We start from the raw sequence: 19,482 nt of genomic DNA, 5'->3' as shown, positions 1-19,482 counted from the left end.
GCGGGGACCGTGGTGGTGACGCGTGGCGCAGTCATCGGATGAGGGGCTCCCCCGCCGCCCGTGGGGCGGCGGGCTCGTGGCCGCGCTGATGGCGCTGGCGGGCGAGCTGGGACGCGGCGGGCGCGCGGTCGCCCGCCGTCTCGCGGCGGGCCTCGCGCGCCTGCGCCGCGCGGCCGCCACGGTGGGCGACGGGCGCCGCGAGGCGCTGATCATGGCCGGGGCCTACGGCCTCTACAACGCCGTGCGGGGCCTGTGGGGCGGAACGCTCGACGAGGGGCGCGCCAACGCGGACGGGCTCGTCGAGCTGGAGCGCTCGCTCGGCGTCCACTGGGAGCCGGCCCTGCAGCGGTTCTTCGTCGACCACGGGCTGGCGATGCCCTTCTGGAGCGCGCTCTACCTCGTGAGCCAGATCGTCGCCCTGCCGCTCACGCTGATCCTGGTCTTCCTGTTCGCGCGCCGCGCCTACGCGGCGCTGCGCGGCATGGCGCTCATCGCCTGGTGCGCGGGGCTGGTCTGGTACGCGGTGCAGCCGGTCGCGCCGCCCCGGCTGATGGCCGACCCGCTGGCCGACACGGTGAGCGCCCAGACGCCGGTCGACCTCGAGTCCGACTTCATCCAGGCCTTCTACAACCCGGTCGCGGCGATGCCGAGCCTGCACGTGGGGCTGGCCGTCGTGGTGGGCTGGGCGCTGTGGGCGCTCACCCCCTGGTGGCCGACCCGCCTGCTGGGGCTGCTCTACCCGGTGCTGATCGCGATCTCGATCGTGGTCACCGGCAACCACTGGATCCTCGACATCGCCGGCGGCCTGGCCGTGGTGCTGCCCGCGGCGGCGATCGCGGCCTGGCTGGTGCGCGGCGGCCGCCGGGCGGGTGACATCCGGCCCGCTGACCCCGGGCCCGCGCCGCCCTAGGCTCGCTGAGGTACGATAGGGGCCCGCGGCCGGGAGGACCCGCACGTGACCGACCTCATCGCCTCGCTCGCCGGCCTCGCGCTGCAGGCGTCGGGGGCGCTGGGCGGCGCGCCGGAGCAGGAGCACCTGTTCCAGGCGCGCCAGATGCAGGCGCTCTCGCTGGGATGGCACATCGTCATCGTGTGCTTCGGGGTGGCGTTCCCGGCGATCGTGCTCTTCATGGAGGCGCTCCACCTGCGCACGGGCGACCCCCTCTACCGCGTCATCGCCAAGCGCTGGTCCAAGGCGATGCTGGTCCTGTTCGCCGTCGGCGTGGTCTCCGGGACGATCCTCTCGTTCGAGCTCGGAATGCTGTGGCCCGAGTTCATGGCGACGTTCGGCGACGTCTTCGGGCTCGGCTTCGCGCTCGAGGGCTTCTCGTTCTTCGTGGAGGCGATCTTCATCGCGATCTACGTCTACGGGTGGGACCGTCTGCCGGCTTGGGTGCACTTCCTCACCGGGATCCCGGTCGCGATCGCCGGCGTCACCGGGTCGATGTTCGTGCTCATGGTCAACGGCTGGATGAACGCCCCGACCGGCTTCAGCCTCGAGGACGGCCGGGTGACCGACGTCCGCCCGGTGGACGCGCTGCTGAACGACCACGTCTGGCACGAGCTGGTGCACATGCTGCTGGCGGGCTACATGGTCGCCGGCTTCTGCGTCGCCGGGGTCTACGCGTGGGGTCTGCTGCGCGGGCGGCGCGACCGCTACCACCGGGTGGCGTTCCTCGTGCCGTTCACCGTCGCCGCGCTCGCGAGCCCCGCCCAGGTGGTGGTCGGCGACTGGGCGGCCCGCCAGGTGGGCGAGACCCAGCCGGTCAAGCTGGCCGCGTTCGAGGGCCTCGGCTCGACCCAGGCGGGCGCCTCGCTGCACCTCGGCGGCTGGTACCGCGACGGCGAGGTGATCGGCGGCATCGAGCTGCCGCGCATGCTCTCGCTGCTCGCCGCCCACGATCCCGACGCGGTCGTCGCCGGTCTCGACAGCGTGCCGCCGGACGAGCGGCCGCCCGTCAACGTGGTGCGGCTGGCCTTCCAGGCGATGGTCGGCATCGGGTCCGCGCTCGCGCTGCTGGGCGTGCTGTTCGTCGTCGCGTGGTGGCGGCGGCGCGGGCCGCCGGCCTCGCCGTGGTTCCACCGGGCGGCCGTCCTCGCCGGCCCGGCGGCCGTCGTCGCGCTGATCTGCGGCTGGATCGTCACCGAGGTCGGCCGCCAGCCGTGGATCGTCTACCGCGTCATGCGGGTGGAGGAGGCGGTGACCGCCGCGGACGGCATCCCCGTCGGGTACGGGTTTGTCGCCGCGGTGTACGCGGCGCTGTCGGCGGTGGCGGTCTGGATGCTGCGCCGGGTGGCACGTGCGCCGCTCGACGAGGAGGTCGAGGGCGCGTCGACCCTGCCGCGGAGGCCGGCGTGAGCCTGGCCGACGCGTGCGCCGTGCTCGTGATGCTCGGCCTCACGGCCTACGCGGTGCTCGGCGGCGCCGACTTCGGCACGGGGCTGTGGGAGCTGACGGCCGGACGACGTCGCCGCCGGGAGGTGCACCGGCTCGTGGAGAGCTCCATGGGCCCAGTCTGGGAGGCCAACCACGTCTGGCTGATCTTCGTGCTGGTGGTGACCTGGACGGCGTTCCCGGTGGCGTTCGGCTCGGTCGCCTCGACGCTCTACGTGCCGCTCTTCCTGGCGGCCGTGGGGATCATCCTCCGCGGCGCCGCCTTCGCCACGCGCGGCGTCGGCGGCGGCCCGCGCGCGCGCCGCTGGTACGGCGCCCTGTTCGCCACCTCATCGCTGCTGACGCCGTTCTTCCTCGCGGCCGCCCTCGGCGCGATCGCCTCGGGGCGGGTGCCGGTCGGCAACGCGGCGGGCGACGCCGTGGCGAGCTGGTGGAACCCCACCTCCGTCCTGGCGGGGGCGGTCGCGGTGGCGACCGGTGCCCACCTGGCGGCCGTCTACCTGGCCGCCGACGCCCGTCGCACGGGGCGCGCCGAGCTCGTCGAGGCCTTCCGCGCCCGCGCCCTCGCCTCGGGCGTTGCGGCGGGCGCGCTCGCGCTGGGCGGCCTGGCGGTGGTCCGCGAGGACGCACGCCCGCTCTACGACGGGCTCGTGGAGGAGGCGCTTCCGATCGTCGTGCTGTCCGGAGCGGCCGGCGTGGCGACCCTCGTGCTGGTGTGGCGGCGCCTGCTGGGGCTCGCGCGCGTGACCGGCGCCCTGGCCGTGGCCGCGGTGCTCTGGGGCTGGGCCGTGGCCCAGTCGCCCGCGCTGCTCCCCGGCGAGCTGACGATCGATGAGGCGGCCGCGGGGCGGCCGACGCTCCTCGCCGTGCTGGTGTCGAGCGGGATCGGGGCGCTCGTGCTGGTGCCCTCGCTCGCCTACCTCTTCCGGCTCGTGCTGCGCGGGCGGCTGGACAAGGACCCCGCGCCGGGATCGGGGGCGCCGCTGCCGTGACGCCCAGGGCCATCATGGGCGCGGCGCTGGCGTGCCTGGCGGCGGGCGCGGCCCTGCTGATCGTGGTCGATCACGCGGTTGCGCGCGTCGCCGGCGTGGTGCTCCTCGCCGCGTTCATCGGCCTCGGCACGCTGGCCGTCGCGAACCCGGACGACCTCGGCGGCCCGGGATCCGACGGCTGAGCGCTACCTGGGCGCGGGCGGCAGCGCCACCATCGGGCGCTCGGGGTCGGCGAGGGCGCGGCGGTGGATCAGCACGATGCGCTGCATCAGCTCGCGGTAGGTCGGGGGGCTCCCCGCCCCCTCCACGTCCAGCTCGGCGGCGAGGCGGTTGGCCCACACGACGAGGCTCACCTGGGGCTCGGCGTCGCGGTCGAGCAGGGCCTGCTCCAGCACGAGGCCGCCGAGGCCGCGGAGCTCGGACATCACCACGACGCGCGGGCGGGGGGGCTTCGGCTTGGCCCGGCTGCGACGGCGCGGGGCGACGGGCGCCGGCGCGGGGAGGCTCGGCAGGGCGGCGGTCGGCGGGGTCACGCGGGTCTCCTGGGAGGCGCCGGTCGCGGGTGCCGGCGGGTTGATGTCGCCCCCCTCTTCGGCCGCGTCGGGGTCGACATGAGGACCCCGGTCACCTGGATCAGAGGCCCACCGTGGGCTCGTCCCCCACGCGCGAATGGTGGGCCACGATGCGCACCAGCCCGTGCGGGTCGGCGATGCCCGCGTAGTCGAAGCCGCTGTCGGACACGTCGGAGCCGGCGGTGTCGAACTCGACCGTGCCGACGCGCAGCAGGCGGTCCATGAGGCTCTGCGAGACGTTGACGTTCTGCACCCGCCCGAAGGCCGCCGTCTTCTCGCGGCGGCTGAGGATGCCGGTGCGCACCCGCAGCCGCTCCGTGGTGACCACGTAGAGTGTCGCGTAGCGCCGCAGGCCGTCGTAGACCACCACGCCCGCCACCAGCAGCAGCGAGATGGCGAGCCACTGCCAGTAGGGCAGCCCGGTGCCCGCGTCGTTGGCGCGCACGATGCCGGCGATGATCACGGGCAGCAGCGCGAGCGGGATCCACACGAGGAAGTGGCTCAGGTGGGCGCGCCACGACGGGCGGCCCTGCCAGAGGATCGTCTCGCCGGGCAGCAGCTCCATGCGGGAAACCTAACCGCGCGCGCCGACGGACCGCGGGGCGGGCGCCGATCGTGGCGGGCGTTACGATGTCCCCCGGCTCTCACAGGACGAGCCCGACACCCGGGAGGAGCGCACGCCATGAGCAGTGACGGCCCGACGATCAGGTCCCTGGAGTCCGAGGACCGCCGGTTCCCGCCGCCGGACGACTTCGCCGCGAGCGCCGTCGCGACGGCCGAGCTCTACGACCGGGCCGCGGCCGACCCCGAGGCGTTCTGGCTCGAGCAGGCGCGCGAGATCCTCGACTGGTACACGCCGCCGACGGTCGCCTGCGACGCCGCGAACCCGCCGTTCTTCAAGTGGTTCACCGACGGCGTGCTCAACGCGAGCGTCAACTGCCTCGACCGCCACCTGGCGGCGCGCGGCGACCGGGTGGCGTTCCATTGGGAGGGCGAGCCGGGCGAGCGCCTGGACATCACGTACCGCGACCTCCACGAGCGGGTCTGCCGCCTGGCCAACGGCCTGCGCGCCCGCGGGATCGGCAAGGGCGACCGGGTGGCGATCTACCTGGGCATGGTGCCCGAGGCCGTCGTGGCCATCCTCGCCTGCGCCCGCATCGGCGCGCCGCACACGGTGGTCTTCGGCGGCTTCTCGCCCGACAGCCTGCGCGACCGCATCATCGACTGCGGCTGCACCGCGCTCATCACCGCCGACGGCAGCTGGCGCGCCGGCAAGGTGATCCCCCTGAAGCGGAACGCCGACGCGGCCCTGGAGTCGTGCCCCGACGTGCACACGAGCGTCGTGGTGCGGCGCACCGAGAGCGAGATCGCCTGGAGCGAGGGGCGCGACGTCTGGTACCACGAGCTCGTGGCCGACCAGCCGGCCGAGTGCGACCCGGAGCGCATGGCGGCCGAGGACCCGCTCTACATCCTCTACACGAGCGGCAGCACCGGGAAGCCCAAGGGCATCCTGCACACCACCGGCGGCTACCTGACCGGCGTGGCCGCGACCCACCGCTGGTGCTTCGACCTGAAGGACGACGACGTCTACTGGTGCGCCGCCGACGTCGGCTGGGTCACCGGGCACTCGTACATCGTCTACGGGCCGCTCGCCAACGGGGCGACCAGCGTGCTCTACGAGGGCGCGCCGAGCACCCCCGACAAGGACCGCTGGTGGAGCATCGTGGCCAGGTACGGCGTCACGATCCTCTACTGCGCGCCCACCGCCATCCGCAGCTTCATGAAGTGGGGCACCGAGTACCCCGAGCGCCACGACCTCTCGTCCATCCGCCTGCTCGGCACGGTGGGCGAGCCGATCAACCCCGAGGCCTGGATCTGGTACCGCACCCACATCGGCGGCGAGCGGGTGCCGGTGGTCGACACCTGGTGGCAGACCGAGACCGGCCAGATCATGATCTCGCCGCTGCCGGGCGTGACCACCCTCAAGCCCGGCTCCGCCACCCGGCCGCTGCCCGGCATCACTGCCGACGTGGTCGACGCCCGCGGCGAGAGCGTGCCGCTGGGCCAGGGCGGCTACCTCGTGCTGCGCAGGCCGTGGCCGGCGATGCTGCGGACCCTCTACGGCGACGACGAGCGCTACGTCGACACGTACTGGAGCACGTACGAGGGCATGTACCTGGCCGGCGACGGCGCCCGCCGCGACGACGACGGCGACTACTGGCTGCTCGGGCGCATCGACGACGTGATGAACGTCTCGGGCCACCGCCTGTCGACGATCGAGATCGAGAGCGCGCTGGTCGACCACCCGCTGGTGGCCGAGGCGGCGGTGGTGGGCCGCGCCGACGCCACCACCGGCCAGGCGATCGCCGCCTTCGTCACCCTGAAGGGCCACGCCACCGGCGACGAGTCGATCATCGCCGAGCTGCGCCAGCACGTCGCCACGAAGATCGGTGCCATCGCCCGGCCGAAGTCGATCGTGCTGACCGACGACCTGCCGAAGACCCGCTCGGGCAAGATCATGCGGCGGCTGCTGCGTGACATCTCCGAGAACCGGCAGCTCGGCGACGTGACGACGCTCGCCAACGAGGAGGTCGTGCAGGAGATCGCGGGCATGGCGGAGTCGGCCCGCTCCAGCGAGGGGTCCTAGGACCGCGCCGGCCGGCCCCGCCCGCGGCTACAGGCCGGGCGGGACCGGGCGGCCGGCCTCGGCGAGGCGGCCGGCCGCGTGCGCCAGGGCGAAGGCCAGCGCGTCGCGCGGCGCCGAGCGCCGGTCCGACTCGCGGTGCCATGCCAGCACCCCCTCGAGCGCCAGCGCCAGCGCCAGCCGGTCCGCCGGGGCGTCGACGGCCAGCGCCACGACGGCGGCCAGCGACGCCACCTCCAGCGCCGGACCCGCCTCGCGCGGCCGCTCGGCCAGGCGCGGCGTGACCCCCGCGCGCGCGGCGAGCAGGTCGACCGCCGCCCGCGCCGGCCCCTCGCCGCGCCAGGGCACCACCGACACCACGCCGCCGCGCCCCCACGGCGCCAGCGGGATCAGGTCGCCCGGCAGCGCGCCGGCCTCCGCCGCGGCGAGCCGGGCGGCGAGCGCCGCGAGCGCCCGCCGGTAGGCGTCCCAGGCCCCGGCCGGCACCGCCGGCGCCACCAGGCGCCGGGCCGCGCCGCGGCGCCCAGCCGCAGCCGGTCGGCCCGCTCGTGCGCCGGCCAGCGGCCCGGCGCGGGCTCCAGGCGCACCGCGGCGGCGTGCGCGTCGTACAGGTCGATGCGCGCCCGCACGGCGGGCGCCCGGGGCATGCGCGGCATCCGGGTCCTCCCGGCCGTTAGCCGCGGCTAGCGGGCGGACCGCGCCGGCGGCGGCGACTTGACGTAGCAACAGGCTAACGGGCTACCGTCCGCCCCCGATGGACGACCGCCACCGACAGAACCGGGCCGCGGCGCTGCTCTCGGTGGCGTCGAACGCCGTGCAGGCCGTCGTGAAGCTGGCCATCGGCCTGCTCACCGGGTCGGTGGCGGTGCTCTCGGACGCGGCCAACTCGGCCGGCGACCTCGTGGCGTCGGGCATCGCGTTCGCCGGCGTGCGGGCGGCGGCGCGCCCGGCCGACGAGGACCACCCCTACGGCCACGAGAAGAGCGAGAACCTGGCGGCGGCCGCCGAGGGCGCGCTCGTGCTCGCGGCCGGCGCGGCGGTGGCGGTCGAGGCGGTCCGCCGCCTGTTGGAGGGCGGCACGGCCATCGCCCGGCTCGACCTGGCCATCGCCGTGATGGCGGGCTCGGCCCTCGTCAACGTGGTCGTCGCGGCGCGGCTGCGGCGGGTGGCCCGCCGCACCGGCTCGCCGGCCATCGAGGCCGACGCCGCGCACATCGGCTCGGACGTGTTCACCTCGGCCGGCGCAGCGTTCGGGCTCGCGCTCGTCGCCGTCACCGGCTGGACGCCGCTCGACGCCATCGTCGCGCTGGCGATCGCGGGCTACGTCGTGTTCGTCGGCGGCCGCCTGGCCTGGCGGGCCGTCCAGGTGCTGATGGACCGGGCGCTCCCCGACGACGAGCTGGCCACGATCGCCGGCGTGCTCGACGACTTCGCCGGCGAGGACGGCGTCTCGTTCCACGCGCTGCGCGGCCGTCGTGCGGGCAGCAAGCGCCACGTCGACCTGCACATGGTGGTCCCGCCCGAGACCACCGTGCGGGAGGGGCACGCGCTGAGCGGGCGGGTGAAGTCGGCGGTGCGCCGGGCCCTGCCCGACACGGACGTGCTCATCCACCTGGAGGACCACTCGCCGCGTGCAACGCCCGTTTCCGAGGAGGCCGGCGACCGGCGGCGAACCACGGGGCCATGAGCACCCACACCTTCCTCGACCACGCCGACGGCGACACCCTGCGCGTGTCCCGACCGGCGCCCGCCCCCGCCCCGGCGCCCGCGCGCCCCGCGTCCCCCCGCCGGCTGGCGGAGATGGACCTCGACCCGCCGCCCGGGCCCGTCCCGGCCGACGTGCTCGCCTACTTCGAGCGCGCCGTCGAGAACGAGCGGCGCCGCCAGGCCGCCTGACCCCGGGCCGGCCGGCCGCGCTCAGCGCCAGGCGCCGCCCTCGAGCACCGGGGCCTCGCGGCCGTCGGGGCCGACGCCGAGCACCGTGACCTGCGGCCCGCCGATCATGAAGTCGATGTGGATGCGGCTGTCGTTGATCCGCGGCGCGCCCTCGTCCGAGGCGCCCTTCGGGTAGCCGGCGCCGAGCGCGATGTGGCTCGTGGCGTTCTCGTCCAGCAGGGTGTCGTAGAAGACGGTGCCGAGCGGGCCGATCCGCCCGCTGCCGTCCACGAGCGCGACCTCGCCCAGGCGCGAGCCGCCCTCGTCGACCGCGACCCGCGCCCGCAGCGCCTCCGCGCCGGCGTCGGCCGTGATCTCCACCGCGCGCCCGCCGCTGAAGCGCACCCGCAGGCCCTCCACGATCGTGCCGCCCAGGTCGAGCGGCCGGGTGGCGGTCACGACCCCCTCGGTGCGCTCCGGGTCGGGCGTCGTGAAGACCTCCTCGGTGGGGATGTTGGGCAGGTGCGCCAGCCCGTCGCGGCGGCGGTCCCCCCCGCCCACCCAGCGCGAGCCGGGGAGCAGGCCCACGGTGAGGTCGGTCCCCGGGCCGGTGAAGCGCAGGGCCGACAGCCGGCGCGCGTCCAGCCGCGCGGCCGAGGCCTCCAGCTCGGCCGACCGCGCGCGCCAGGCCGCGGCGGGGTCGGGCTCGTCGAGCCGGCAGACGTGCGCCACCTGCTCCCACAGGCGCTCGAGCGCCGCGCCGGGCTCCAGGCCGGGGAAGACCAGGCGCGCCCACTCCGGGTTGGGGCAGGGCACGACGGTCCAGTTGACCTTCGCGGCCATGATCACCTCGATGCCCTCGCGCACCGACGGCAGCCGGTCGCGCCCGGCGCGCGCGGGGTCGACGTCGTCGTAGAGGCCGGGGGTCGTGGGCCCGGCCAGCGCGATCGTCGCGGCCCCGGCCTCCCCCAGGCCGACGGCCCGCTGCCCGTACCAGGGCGGCACGAAGTCCAGCGTGTCGCCGGGCGCGTGGCGCAGGCGGGCGAGCTTGACCCACGGGTCGAACCAGGCGAGGTCGACGAAGCGGGCGCCCTCGCGGTAGGCGGCGTCGGCGATCGCGCGGGCGAGCGCCTCCTGGCCGGGGCGCGCGCTCACCGAGACGACCTGCCCCGGCTGCACGTTGGCGCCCACCCGCACCGCCAGGTGCGCGAGCGACGCGATCCTGGGGTCGCTCAGCGTCGGCCTCCCGCGGTCACCGCGCGATCGTACCCGCCCGGTGCGCGCGGCGCCGCCGCGGGGTACCGGGGGGTCGACGCGACCAGGAGGCCGACGTGCACGACCCACACCGCCCCGCCGCGGGGGCACCGGTGACCGAGCGCCCGCCGGGCACCGAGCCGCCCCCGGCGCCCCGCCCGCCCGACCCGGGGCCCACCCCCGAGACGCCGCCCGCCGAGACGCCGCCGCCGGTCGTCTCGGCGGACGACCACGCGCGCGTCACGGTGCTGGAGGACGCCGTGCACCTCGCGACCGGCTGCTCCAACGTCGCCGAGCTGGCGCTGCAGCGCGACCGGCTGGGCCTGCTGCCCGCCGCCGAGCGCGCCGCGGTGGAGGCGCGGCTCGGCGTCGACCTGCTCGCGGCCGGGCGGCCGGGGCGGCGCCGGACCCTCTCCGAGGTCGCCGCCGCGACGGGCGTCGGCGAGGACGAGGCCGACGCCCTCATCGAGCGCGCCATCGCGCGCATGCGCGCCTCGGGCACGCCCTCGCCGGGCTGAGGGCGTCGACGGGCGCCCGGGCGATGCATCGCGCCGGCCGGGTGCGGGTAGGTGCGGCCCACTGCCACCCGAGGATTCGAGGAATCCGATGGACAACGACAACATCGACCCGGCGACCGGCGCCCCGCGCGAGGACCTGTCCGGCGAGGACCTCTCCCGAGGGCCGACGCCCGAGACCCGGCACCCGGCCGGGCACGTCGAGGGCAGGGACTTCGCCGAGGGGGACAGCGCCATCGGCGAGACGGCCGGCGACGACGACGTGCGCGACACCACGCAGGGCCCGACCCCCGAGACCCGCCAGACGATGCGGGCGACGAAGGACGACCCCGCGGCCGCGGGCCAGCCCGACGCCGACCTGGAGACCCGCGCCGACGTGGGCGGCAACCAGGACACCGAGCGGACGAAGCCGGTCGACCCGACCCGGTAGCCGACCGGGGCCCCGGCGCGCCGGGGCCCCGTCGCCGGCCTTCCGCTAGCGCCGCTCGCCCGCCAGCAGCGCGTTGGCGCGCCGCACGGCCGCCTGCGAGATGCGCTGGTTGATCAGCAGCTGGCGCGCCGAGAGCGTGATGCGCCCCGACGACGCCCGCGGCGGGGTCGGACGCCCCGCGAGCGCGTTCGCCCGCCGCACGGCGGCCTGCGCGATGCGCTGGTTGATGCGCAGCTGCGCCGCCGAGACGGTCACCCGGCGCCCGTCGTCCGAGCGGTCGCGGGCCCGCGGCGGCGGGCGGTTCGCCCGCAGTGCCTCGACCACCGCCAGGCGGCGCAGCGCCGCCTGCGAGATGCGCTGGTTGATCAGCAGCTGGCCCGCCGACACCCGCACGCCGCCGGCGGCGGCCCGGCCGCCGGAGGTCGTGCCGGTGTTCGTGGCGGTGTCCGGGCTGCCGGTGCCCGTGCCGGCCCGCGACTCCGTCGCCGAGTTCGTGGCCGTGTCCGGGCTGCCCGTGCTCGTGGCCGCGTCGCCCGTGCCGGTGCCCGTGCCGGTCTGCATCTCGTCCCTGGCGCCGTCGCCGTCGCCGTCGCCCTCGTCGTCGTCGACCAGCTCGACGCCGACGTCGTCCTCCGGCTTTCGCATGTCGGCCGGGATCGGGCCGTCACGTGCGTCGTCGAACGCCATCGCCCCCGCCCCGCCCGCGCCGAGCAGCACCGCAGCGCCCAGCCCGGCCACCGCCGTCCGTCCCAGCATCACGTCCTCCCCGTCGTGCGCCGTGGAGCCACCGTACCCCGGACGGACCAGCGCCATGTGCGGCGCGGACGAGCGCGCGCTCACCCGCGCCGCACGCCGGGCCGGAAGCGCCCGAGGCGCGGCTTGGGCAGCGCGGCCACGGCGGGCTCCAGCACGGCCGCGACCTCGGCCGCGGACGGGCGATCGGCCGGCGACGGGCTCATGCAGGCCATCACCGCCGCGGCAACCGCCGGCGGCACGCCGGCGCGGGCGGGGATCGGCTCGGGCGCGACGCTGAGCTGCGGGTGGCGCGGCCCGCCCGCCCGCGGGCGCGGGACGGCGCGGCGCCCGCAGAGCGCCTCGTAGAGGGTCGCGCCGAGCCCCCAGACGTCGCTGGCCGGCCCGATCTCGCCCAGGCGCGCCGGGTCGGCCTGCTCGGGCGCCATGTAGGCGTCGGTGCCGACCCCGGCCGGGATCCCGGCGAGGGCGTCGAGCGTGCGCGCCACGCTCAGGTCGATGAGCCGCGGCGGCGCGCCCATGATCACGTTGCTCGGCTTGATGTCGAGGTGCACCACCCCGGCGCGGCCCATGTAGTGGACGGCCGAGCACAGCTGCAGCCCCAGCGACAGCGCCTGCTCGATCGCCATGCCGTGACGGCGCAGCAGCGTCGACAGGCGCGGCCCGTCGAGGAACTCGAGCACAACGTGCGGGCGCCGGCCGACCAGGGCGTGCCCGAACGAGCGCACGATCGCCGGGTGCTGCAGCCGGCGCAGGGCCTCCACCTCCGCGGCGAGCCCCTCGAGCGCGTCCGGCCGGGCGGCATGCCCGGGGCGCAGCACCTTCACCACGACCATCGCCAGCAGCGCGTCGTCCCAGGCGAGGTAGGCCTCGAACCGCGTCCCCCCGCCCAGCAGGCGCACGGCGTGGCGGCCGGGCGCGATCTCGTCGCCCTCCGCGAAGCCCCACGAGCCCGCCTCGCTCACCGCGCCCCCGCCGCCCGGATGCCGGAGCCGGGACTCGAACCCGGACGCCCGAGGGCAGAGGAGTTTAAGTCCCCCGCGTCTGCCAGTTCCGCCACTCCGGCCGCGTCCAGGCTATCCCAGGCCGCGACGGCGGCCGGCCGGCTCAGCGGCCGAAGCTCGCGGTGCCCGGCGTGCGGTCCACGGACGACAGGCGGGTGTCCTCGATCGCCTTCGCCCAGCCCTCCGGCAGGATCGGCCACCTGGCCAGGATCTCGGCGTGCCGGACGTGCCGCATGTTGGCGCCCGAGGCCATGATCGTGCGGCGCCCCTCCATCACGTCCCCGCCGGTCGGCGTGCGCGTCGTGCTCATGGCGCCCGATTGTACGCAACGATCGTCACATCGGGTACCCGCCGCCCGGGCGGGACGCCGCCATCGCCACGCCGTCCAGCAGGTCGCGCTCGCTGACCGTCATGGCGTCGAGGCCGGCGGCCTCGAGCACCGCGCAGGCGATCAGCGCGCCCCCGGCGATGACGCCGGCGCGGGCCGGGTCGAGGCCCGGCAGCCGGCGGCGCTCCGCGACCGTCGCCCGGCACAGCGACGCGGTGAGCGCCTCCGCGCGCTCGCGGGTGAGCCGGTGGCCGTGGACCCGCTCCGGCCGGTACTCGCCGAGGTCGATCGCCGCCAGGCTCGTGATCGTGCCGGCCACGCCGACCGCGGGCGCGGGGCCGCCGATCGCCTCGAGCCCGCCGGCCAGGAGCGCGGCGGCGTCGACGCGCAGGGCGGCCACCTCGGCGGGCGCCGGGGGATCGGAGCGCAGGTGGCGCTCGGTCTGGCGCACGGCGCCGAGCTGCAGGCTCACCGCGCCCTCCGGGCCGGACCCCCCGCGCACCAGCTCGGTGGAGCCGCCGCCGATGTCGACCACCATCACGGCCCCGTCGCCCGGCGCGCCGAGGCGCGCGCCCGCGAAGGCCGCCGCGGCCTCCCGCTCCCCGCTCAGCACGGTGAGGCCGGTGCCCAGGCGCGCCCGCACGACGGCGTCGACCCGGCCGGCGTTCGGCGCGTCGCGCACCGCGCTCGTGCCCACGGCGACCACCCGGGCCGGGGCGAAGGCCGCGATGCGCCCGGCGTAGCCGGCGAGGCAGGCGTCGAGGCGCGCGAGGGCGTCCTCGGCGATCGCGCCGTCGTCCGCGGCGCCCCGCCGGAGCCCCGTGACGGTGGCGAGCCGCTCCCCCTCGGGGCCCGCCGGGCCGATGCGCTCGCACAGCAGCAGGCGCACGGAGTTGGAGCCGACGTCGACGACCGCCAGGCGGCCGTCAGCCCCGCTCACCGTCCGACGTAGCGCAGCGGCGCCTTCAGCACCGCGAGGGCCTCCGACGCCGATCCGGCCAGCACGCCCAGCACGGCGGCGCGGCGCTGCACCGAGGCGATCGCCGCCTGCAGCTCGGCCTGGCGCTCCGGCAGCGCGGCGGCCTGGGCCTGCAGCCGATCGGCCTCGGCGGCCAGCGCGGCGCCGGCCTCGGTGAGCCGCGACTGCGCGCGCTTCAGCACCCGCCACAGGCGCCAGCCCGCCAGGCCGAGCACCGCGAGGCCCGCCAGCACGAGCACGCCGAGCACGATCGCCGAGAGCGGCACGGCGTTGTCCACCACGAAGTCCACGCCGGCAGTATCGCAGCCCAGGTATCGTCGCGGCCGGGATGAGCACCGCCACGCCGACCGACGCGCGCAGCCTGCCCCGGGTGCGCGAGGACGCGGAGTTCGTGCCGGAGGAGGAGCTCGCGGGCGCGCCCAACGTGCAGGTGGACGGCGCCCGGCTCGAGGGCACGGTGCTCTCGCTCTCCCACTGGCCCGGCAGCGGCACGCCCGGCGCCCTGCGCGCCGACACCAGCGCGCTCATCGTGGAGCGCTACCTGGCCGCCGCGCCCGAGGGCCCCGAGGTGGGCGTCGTCACCACGAACCACTACGACGAGGACGGCCTGCTGGCGATCTGGCTGCTGATGGAGCGGCCACCGGCCGGCTCGCCGGAGCGGCGCCTGGCCGTGGCCGCCGCCGAGGCCGGCGACTTCGGCACGTGGACCGACCCCTGGGCGCCGCGGGTGGCGATCGCCCTCATGGCCATGGCCGAGCGGGCCACGACGCCCTTCCCGGAGGTCGGGCGCATCCTCGCCCGCGCGGGCGGCACCGACCCCGCCGGCCGGCTGCACCGCGCCATCCTGCCGCGGGTCGGCGGCCTGCTGCGCGACCCCGGCCGCCACCGCCTGCTGTGGGCGACCGAGTGGTCGCGGGTGGAGGCCGACGCGGCGCTGCTCGACGCCGGCGCGGCGACGATCGAGGAGCGCCGCGACGCCGACCTGGCGATCGTCCGCGCGCCGCGGCCGCTGCACCGCATGGCGGTGCACCCGCGCACCCGTCGCATGCGCGTGATGACGGTCACGCCGGAGGGCGTGCTCGGGGTGGCGCACCGCTACGAGACCTGGGTCGACTACGTCTCGCGCCCGCTGTCGCCGCGGATCGACCTGGGCCCGCTGGCGCGCCGCCTGCAGGGGCTCGAGCGGGGCCCGGGCCGGTGGGTCTGGGAGGGCGCGGAGGTCATCATGGCCCGCCTCTACCCGGCCGGCGGGCGCGGCCGGCCGGCGCCCTCCTCGCTGGCCCCGGAGCTGGTCGCCGACGAGCTCGCCCGGGCCGTCGCCGAGGCGCGGGCCGGGTGAGCGCCCTCGCCTGGGTGGACGTGTTCGCGTCGGCCCCCATGACCGGCAACCCGCTGGCGGTCGTGCTCGACGCCGGCGGCTGGGACGCGGGGCGCATGCAGGCCCTCGCGGCCGAGCTCGGCATCTCGGAGACCGCCTACGTGCTGCCCCCGACCGAGGCCGGCGCCGACCACCGCGTGCGCATCTTCACGCCGCGCCGCGAGCTGCCGCTGGCCGGCCACCCGGTGGTGGGCGCCACGTGGGTGCTGCGCGCGGCGGGGCGCCTCGGCGACGAGGGCCGGCTCGAGACCGCCGCCGGCGTGCTGGCCGTCCGCGCCCGGGGGCCGGTGGCGACGGTGGCGCTGGCGGCGCCGCAGCGGGGCCCCGAGGCCGACGCCCGGGAGGCCGCGGCCGCGGCCGGCGTGCGCCCCGCCGACGGGGTCGCCGCGCGGGTCTGGAGCGCCGGGGTGCCGCAGCTGATGCTGCGCGCCGACGGCCCCGGCGAGGTCGAGCGCGCGCGGCCCGACGCCGACGCGCTGGCGCGGCTCGCCGAGCGCGACGGCTGGCTCGGGGTGAGCGTGTACGCGCCCGACGACGGCGCCGGCGACGGCCGCACCACGGTGCGGGTGCGCCACTTCGCGCCGCTCATCGGCGTGCCCGAGGACCCGGTGACCGGCTCGGCCGCGGGGGCGCTCGGCGCCTGCCTGGCGGCCGGCGGGGCGGGCGGCGGCGGCGACCTGGAGATGGTCGTGCGCCAGGGCCGGCCGGGGGGCCGCGGCGGCGAGGTCGCGGTGCGCGTGCGCTGCGAGGGCGGCGTCCCGCGGGGCGTGCAGATCGGCGGCCGCGTGGTGCCGCTCTTCGAGGGCCGGCTCGTCACCACGTGAGGGGGCGCGGGGGCCGCCGCGGCGGTAAGCTCCCGCTCCCGGCGGTCGGTGGAGGAGCCGAGCGATGAGCGAGGACGATGAGGCGCGGCGGCGCGTGCGGCGGCTGCTGTTGTCGGGCGACAACACGCTGAAGAACCGCCACGACGCCGGCGCCCGGGACCGTGCCCGCGCCCGCTTCGAGGAGGCGCTCGCCGTCGGCGCCGCGGCCGGCCTGGACGAGTCGGTGCTCGGCATCGTGCGCGCGCGGCTGCGGCTGCTGGAGGGCGCGGATGCGGCGTAGGGCCTCGGAGGGGCCCGGCGACTGCGAGGTGTGCGGGCGGGTCGTCCTCCCCGGCGAACCGGCCCAGTACTTCGAGGACCCCCGCCGCGGGCACCGGCGCCACCTGGTGTGCCCGCTCTGCACCGGCCGCGCCGGCCGCCGCGGATGGCTCCGCGAGGGCACCCGTGACCTCACCCGGAGCGCGCCTGCGGCCTGACGACGCCAGCGCGGGCCCGCCGCTCGCCGAGCGGCGGCTCCGCTTCGTGCTCGGCAAGGGCGGCGCGGGCAAGAGCACCGTGGCGGCGGCCCTGGGGCTCGCGGCGGCCCGGGCGGGGGCCCGCGCGCTCGTGGCCGAGGTGGCGGGGCAGCACCAGGTGTCGCGCCTGTTCCGGGCGGCCGACGTGGGCAGCGAGCGCGAGACCGAGCTCGCGCCCGGCCTGTTCGGCATCTCGATCGACGCCGAGCGCGCCACCGAGGAGTACCTGGCCGGCCAGCTCAAGATCCGCCCCCTGGTCGAGGTGCTCACCCGCAGCCGCGCCTTCCACAGCTTCGCGGCGGCGGCGCCGGGCCTGCCCGAGCTCGTGACGGTGGGCAAGATCTGGAGCCTCGCGATCGCGATCGACCGCTCCACCGGGCGGCCGGTGTGGGACACCGTGATCGTCGACTGCCCGGCCACCGGCCACGGCATCGCGCTGCTGGCCACCGCCGGCAACGTGGAGGAGCTCGCGGCGGGCGGCCCGATCCGCGACCAGGCGGCCCGCATCCAGGAGGTGGTCACGCACCCGGCGGCCACCGGCGTGGTGATCGTCGCCCTGCCGGAGGAGCTCGCGGTGACCGAGGCGGTCGAGGCCGCGGCCCTGCTGCGCGAGCACAGCCTGCCGGTGGCCGCCACGGTGCTGAACGGCGTGCGCCCGGTGCGCTTCTCGCTGGCCGACGCGCCGGCCCTCGAGCGGGTGGCCCGCGGCGAGGGGCCCGTGGCCGGCGCGGCCCGCGCCGCGCTGGCCCACCTCGCCCACCAGCGCGCCGACGCCGCCTACCGCGAGCGCCTGGCCGAGGGGGTCGGCGTGCCGGTCATCGCCCTGCCCCGGGTGATCGGCCGCCACATGGACATCCGCGCCCTCGAGCGCCTGGCGGACGGCCTGGAGGAGAGCGTCCCCGTGGGGGCGGCGTGATCGACGAGCTCGCCGGGCGCAGGCTCGTGGTGTGCGCGGGCGCCGGCGGCGTGGGCAAGACGACCGTGTCGGCGGCCCTCGGCCTGCGGCTCGCCGGCCGCGGCCGGCGGGTGGCGGTGGTCACCATCGACCCGGCGCGGCGGCTCGCCTCCGCCCTCGGCATGCACGGCCTCGCCGACCAGCCCCAGCGCGTGCCGGCGCACGAGCTGCTCGGCGCCGGCGGCGAGCTGTGGGCGCTGCAGCTCGACGCGAAGGCGACCTTCGACCGCCTCGTGACCCGCTACGCGCCCGACGAGGCCGCGCGCGAGCGGGTGCTCGGCAACCGCATCTACCGCCACCTCTCCGGGGCGGTCGCGGGCGCCCAGGAGTACATGGCGGTCGAGCGCCTCCACGAGCTCGTGGAGGAGGGCGGCTACGACCACATCGTGCTCGACACCCCGCCCGCCACCAACGCGCTCGACTTCCTCGACGCGCCGGAGCGCATCACCCGCTTCATCGAGGGGCGCGCGCTGCGCATGCTGGTGCGGCCGGGCCTCGCCGCCGGGGGCCTCGGGTGGAAGATCCTCCACGCCGGCAGCGGCACGGTGCTGTCGCTGCTGGAGCGGCTGACCGGCGCCCAGCTGCTGCGCGACGTCGGCGACTTCCTGGCGGGCTTCGAGGGCATGTACGGCGGCTTCGCCGAGCGCGCGATGGCGGTGCGGCGCCTGCTGGGCTCGCCCGAGGCGGCGTTCGTGATCGTGTCGGCGCCCGAGCCCGACCCGCTGGGGCAGGCCGTGGCGCTGGCCGAGCGGCTCGACGCCGAGGGCTTCCCGCTGCTCGGGGTGGTGCTCAACCGGGTCCACCCGCTGCCGCCCGGCGGCCTGCCGCGCGCCGGGGCGCTCGAGGCCGCCCTGGCCGACGCCGGCGCCCACGACCCCGGCGCGCTGGCGCGCCACGCCGCCGCCACGCTGGAGGAGCGGCAGACCCTGGGGCTGCGCGACCTCGACGCGCGCGAGGGGCTGACGGGCGCGATCGGCGGCCGCCGGGTGGTGGAGGTGCCGGCGCTCGCGCGCGAGCCGGTTGAGCTGGCCGGCATCGCCGAGGTGGGCGCCGCCCTCGGCGCCTAGCGGCGTGGCGCCGGGCACCGGTCCGCGGGTGGTGGTGCTGGGCGCCGGGGTCGTCGGCGCGGCCTGCGCCCGCCACCTGGCCGACGGCGGCGCGCGGGTGCGGGTGCTCGACCCGGGCGCCGGCCGGGCGGCGGGCAGCTGGGCCGCGGCGGGCATCCTCTCCCCCTCCCACCCCGAGCGCCTGCCGGACCACGTCCACGCGCTGGCGGCGCGCAGCCTGGAGCTGTGGGACGACCTCGCCGCGCGGGCGCCCCAGGTCGAGCTGCGCCGGCCCGGCGTGACCGTGCTGGGCGGCGACCCCGCCTGGCGGGACTGGCGCGAGGCCCGCGGGCTGCCGGTCGAGGAGGTCCTCTGGACCCGGGCCGACGGGTCGGCGGAGCCGGCGATGCGCTTCCCCGGCGTCGGCCTCGTGCGCCCCCCGCGCGCGGCGGGCGCGCTGCTCGGCGGCATCACCGTGGAGGCCCGCCCCGCCCCGCCGCTCGAGGAGCTGCGCGCGCGGGCCGACGTCGTGGTGGTGGCCACCGGCGCCTGGGCGGCCGCGCACCTGGCCGAGGCGGGCCTCGACCTGCCGGTCGCGCCCCGGCGCGGCCAGATGCTGCTCTTCGACCGCGGCCGGCTCGGGACCATCCTGATGGAGCCCGTCAACGAGGGCGTGGCCGTGCCGCGCGCGGACGGGCGCGTGGTGGCCGGCACGACGATGGAGGACGCCGGCTTCGCCGCCGCCACCGTGGCCGAGGACCTCGACCGGCTCGAGCGCTGGGCCCGCGGGGCCATCCCCGGCCTGGGCGCCCGGATCGACGCCTGGGCGGGCTTCCGGCCCTGGTCGCCGGTGCCGGCACCGACGATCGGCGAGGTGGCGCCCGGCGTGGTCGCCGCGGTCGGCCACTTCCGCAACGGCATCCTGCTCGCGCCCGCCACCGGCGAGTTGGTCGCCGACCTGGTGCTCGGGCGCCCGCCGCGGGTGCCGGCCGCGCCGTTCGCCCCCGCGGCGGCCGGCTGAGC

The 19,482-nt window shown here is 77.6% G+C and carries 24 protein-coding genes and 1 tRNA gene; 15 read left to right on the top strand and 10 right to left on the bottom strand.

The genetic code is table 11. The annotated features are described in order from the left end of the window. The first annotated feature begins 22 nt into the window (after nucleotides 1–22). Genes ITJ85_RS03775 through ITJ85_RS03760 form a run of 4 tightly spaced genes read left to right on the top strand, consistent with a single transcriptional unit; the run spans nucleotide 23 to nucleotide 3,569 of the window. Nucleotides 23–910: a phosphatase PAP2 family protein gene (locus ITJ85_RS03775; protein ID WP_217915025.1), complete on the top strand. Its 888-nt coding sequence runs from the start codon at nucleotides 23–25 to the stop codon at nucleotides 908–910. 45 nt (nucleotides 911–955) lie between these two features. Further along, the gene (locus tag ITJ85_RS03770) at nucleotides 956–2,359 is read left to right on the top strand and encodes a cytochrome ubiquinol oxidase subunit I (protein WP_217915024.1); all 1,404 of its coding nucleotides are present in this window, start codon (nucleotides 956–958) and stop codon (nucleotides 2,357–2,359) included. Beyond that, nucleotides 2,356–3,387 (top strand): cytochrome d ubiquinol oxidase subunit II, encoded by a 1,032-nt coding sequence (locus ITJ85_RS03765; RefSeq protein ID WP_217915023.1) that lies wholly within the window; start codon nucleotides 2,356–2,358, stop codon nucleotides 3,385–3,387. The genes ITJ85_RS03770 and ITJ85_RS03765 overlap by 4 nt, the downstream gene beginning before the upstream one ends. Continuing rightward, entirely contained in the window at nucleotides 3,384–3,569 is a 186-nt protein-coding gene (locus ITJ85_RS03760; RefSeq protein ID WP_217915022.1) for a hypothetical protein, read from the top strand. The genes ITJ85_RS03765 and ITJ85_RS03760 overlap by 4 nt, the downstream gene beginning before the upstream one ends. 3 nt (nucleotides 3,570–3,572) lie before the next feature. Here the strand turns inward: ITJ85_RS03760 and ITJ85_RS03755 are convergent, their stop codons facing one another. Beyond that, nucleotides 3,573–3,920: a hypothetical protein gene (locus ITJ85_RS03755; RefSeq protein WP_217915021.1), complete on the bottom strand. Its 348-nt coding sequence runs from the start codon at nucleotides 3,918–3,920 to the stop codon at nucleotides 3,573–3,575. Nucleotides 3,921–4,020: 100 nt separating this feature from the next. Beyond that, nucleotides 4,021–4,524, bottom strand: a complete 504-nt coding sequence (locus tag ITJ85_RS03750) for a PH domain-containing protein (protein WP_217915020.1) — start codon at nucleotides 4,522–4,524, stop codon at nucleotides 4,021–4,023. 117 nt (nucleotides 4,525–4,641) lie between these two features. Here ITJ85_RS03750 and acs point away from each other — a divergent pair, with 117 nt between their 5' ends. Beyond that, a complete protein-coding gene (gene acs / locus ITJ85_RS03745) occupies nucleotides 4,642–6,606 on the top strand; it encodes an acetate--CoA ligase (protein ID WP_217915019.1) in 1,965 nt (654 codons plus the stop codon). A 27-nt stretch (nucleotides 6,607–6,633) separates the two neighbouring features. Here acs and ITJ85_RS03740 read toward each other — a convergent pair whose 3' ends face one another. After that, entirely contained in the window at nucleotides 6,634–7,089 is a 456-nt protein-coding gene (locus ITJ85_RS03740; protein ID WP_217915018.1) for a hypothetical protein, read from the bottom strand. 268 nt (nucleotides 7,090–7,357) lie between these two features. Between ITJ85_RS03740 and ITJ85_RS03735 the strand changes: the two genes are divergently transcribed. Continuing rightward, nucleotides 7,358–8,290: a cation diffusion facilitator family transporter gene (locus tag ITJ85_RS03735; RefSeq protein WP_217915017.1), complete on the top strand. Its 933-nt coding sequence runs from the start codon at nucleotides 7,358–7,360 to the stop codon at nucleotides 8,288–8,290. Next, nucleotides 8,287–8,499 (top strand): hypothetical protein, encoded by a 213-nt coding sequence (locus tag ITJ85_RS03730; RefSeq protein WP_217915016.1) that lies wholly within the window; start codon nucleotides 8,287–8,289, stop codon nucleotides 8,497–8,499. The genes ITJ85_RS03735 and ITJ85_RS03730 overlap by 4 nt, the downstream gene beginning before the upstream one ends. A gap of 21 nt (nucleotides 8,500–8,520) precedes the next feature. On the opposite strand, the gene ITJ85_RS03725 is transcribed toward ITJ85_RS03730, so the two are convergent. Further along, on the bottom strand, nucleotides 8,521–9,699 hold the full coding sequence (locus ITJ85_RS03725; RefSeq protein WP_343232994.1) for an aminopeptidase: 1,179 nt from the start codon (nucleotides 9,697–9,699) through the stop codon (nucleotides 8,521–8,523). A 110-nt stretch (nucleotides 9,700–9,809) separates the two neighbouring features. Here ITJ85_RS03725 and ITJ85_RS03720 point away from each other — a divergent pair, with 110 nt between their 5' ends. Continuing rightward, complete coding sequence (locus tag ITJ85_RS03720) at nucleotides 9,810–10,250, top strand: hypothetical protein (RefSeq protein WP_217915014.1); 441 nt, start codon at nucleotides 9,810–9,812, stop codon at nucleotides 10,248–10,250. Nucleotides 10,251–10,338: 88 nt separating this feature from the next. Next, entirely contained in the window at nucleotides 10,339–10,677 is a 339-nt protein-coding gene (locus tag ITJ85_RS03715; RefSeq protein ID WP_217915013.1) for a hypothetical protein, read from the top strand. Between the two features lie 45 nt (nucleotides 10,678–10,722). Here the strand turns inward: ITJ85_RS03715 and ITJ85_RS03710 are convergent, their stop codons facing one another. From ITJ85_RS03710 to ITJ85_RS03685, 6 genes are all read right to left on the bottom strand, one after another. Further along, on the bottom strand, nucleotides 10,723–11,490 hold the full coding sequence (locus ITJ85_RS03710; protein ID WP_217915012.1) for a hypothetical protein: 768 nt from the start codon (nucleotides 11,488–11,490) through the stop codon (nucleotides 10,723–10,725). A gap of 23 nt (nucleotides 11,491–11,513) precedes the next feature. Beyond that, nucleotides 11,514–12,395 (bottom strand): serine/threonine-protein kinase, encoded by an 882-nt coding sequence (locus ITJ85_RS03705; protein WP_217915011.1) that lies wholly within the window; start codon nucleotides 12,393–12,395, stop codon nucleotides 11,514–11,516. A gap of 19 nt (nucleotides 12,396–12,414) precedes the next feature. Next, a tRNA-Leu gene (locus tag ITJ85_RS03700) sits at nucleotides 12,415–12,496 on the bottom strand. 41 nt (nucleotides 12,497–12,537) lie between these two features. Further along, nucleotides 12,538–12,744, bottom strand: a complete 207-nt coding sequence (locus ITJ85_RS03695; protein WP_217915010.1) for a hypothetical protein — start codon at nucleotides 12,742–12,744, stop codon at nucleotides 12,538–12,540. Between the two features lie 25 nt (nucleotides 12,745–12,769). Then, nucleotides 12,770–13,702, bottom strand: coding sequence for a Ppx/GppA phosphatase family protein (locus ITJ85_RS03690; RefSeq protein ID WP_217915009.1), 933 nt, complete (start codon nucleotides 13,700–13,702; stop codon nucleotides 12,770–12,772). After that, nucleotides 13,699–14,031 carry a hypothetical protein gene (locus ITJ85_RS03685; protein ID WP_217915008.1) on the bottom strand — a complete coding sequence of 111 codons (333 nt, stop codon included), beginning with the start codon at nucleotides 14,029–14,031 and terminating at the stop codon, nucleotides 13,699–13,701. Before ITJ85_RS03685 ends, ITJ85_RS03690 begins: the two co-directional genes overlap by 4 nt. A 38-nt stretch (nucleotides 14,032–14,069) precedes the next feature. Between ITJ85_RS03685 and ITJ85_RS03680 the strand changes: the two genes are divergently transcribed. The 6 genes from ITJ85_RS03680 (at nucleotide 14,070) to ITJ85_RS03655 (ending at nucleotide 19,480) form a co-directional block, all read left to right on the top strand. Continuing rightward, entirely contained in the window at nucleotides 14,070–15,080 is a 1,011-nt protein-coding gene (locus ITJ85_RS03680; RefSeq protein WP_217915007.1) for a DUF6687 family protein, read from the top strand. Further along, nucleotides 15,077–15,943 carry a PhzF family phenazine biosynthesis protein gene (locus tag ITJ85_RS03675; RefSeq protein ID WP_217915006.1) on the top strand — a complete coding sequence of 289 codons (867 nt, stop codon included), beginning with the start codon at nucleotides 15,077–15,079 and terminating at the stop codon, nucleotides 15,941–15,943. The genes ITJ85_RS03680 and ITJ85_RS03675 overlap by 4 nt, the downstream gene beginning before the upstream one ends. A gap of 64 nt (nucleotides 15,944–16,007) precedes the next feature. Further along, complete coding sequence (locus ITJ85_RS03670) at nucleotides 16,008–16,223, top strand: hypothetical protein (protein WP_217915005.1); 216 nt, start codon at nucleotides 16,008–16,010, stop codon at nucleotides 16,221–16,223. A gap of 164 nt (nucleotides 16,224–16,387) precedes the next feature. Further along, nucleotides 16,388–17,374, top strand: coding sequence for an ArsA-related P-loop ATPase (locus tag ITJ85_RS03665; RefSeq protein ID WP_217915004.1), 987 nt, complete (start codon nucleotides 16,388–16,390; stop codon nucleotides 17,372–17,374). Continuing rightward, the gene (locus ITJ85_RS03660; protein ID WP_217915003.1) at nucleotides 17,371–18,480 is read left to right on the top strand and encodes an ArsA family ATPase; all 1,110 of its coding nucleotides are present in this window, start codon (nucleotides 17,371–17,373) and stop codon (nucleotides 18,478–18,480) included. Before ITJ85_RS03665 ends, ITJ85_RS03660 begins: the two co-directional genes overlap by 4 nt. Nucleotides 18,481–18,484: 4 nt before the next feature. Then, nucleotides 18,485–19,480, top strand: coding sequence for an FAD-dependent oxidoreductase (locus tag ITJ85_RS03655; protein WP_217915002.1), 996 nt, complete (start codon nucleotides 18,485–18,487; stop codon nucleotides 19,478–19,480). The last annotated feature ends 2 nt before the right edge of the window (nucleotides 19,481–19,482 follow it).

Source organism: Miltoncostaea marina (genome assembly GCF_018141525.1).
Lineage (GTDB): Bacteria > Actinomycetota > Thermoleophilia > Miltoncostaeales > Miltoncostaeaceae > Miltoncostaea > Miltoncostaea marina.
Note: the sequence above shows the minus strand (reverse complement) of the source record. Positions and strands in the feature narration are given on the sequence as shown.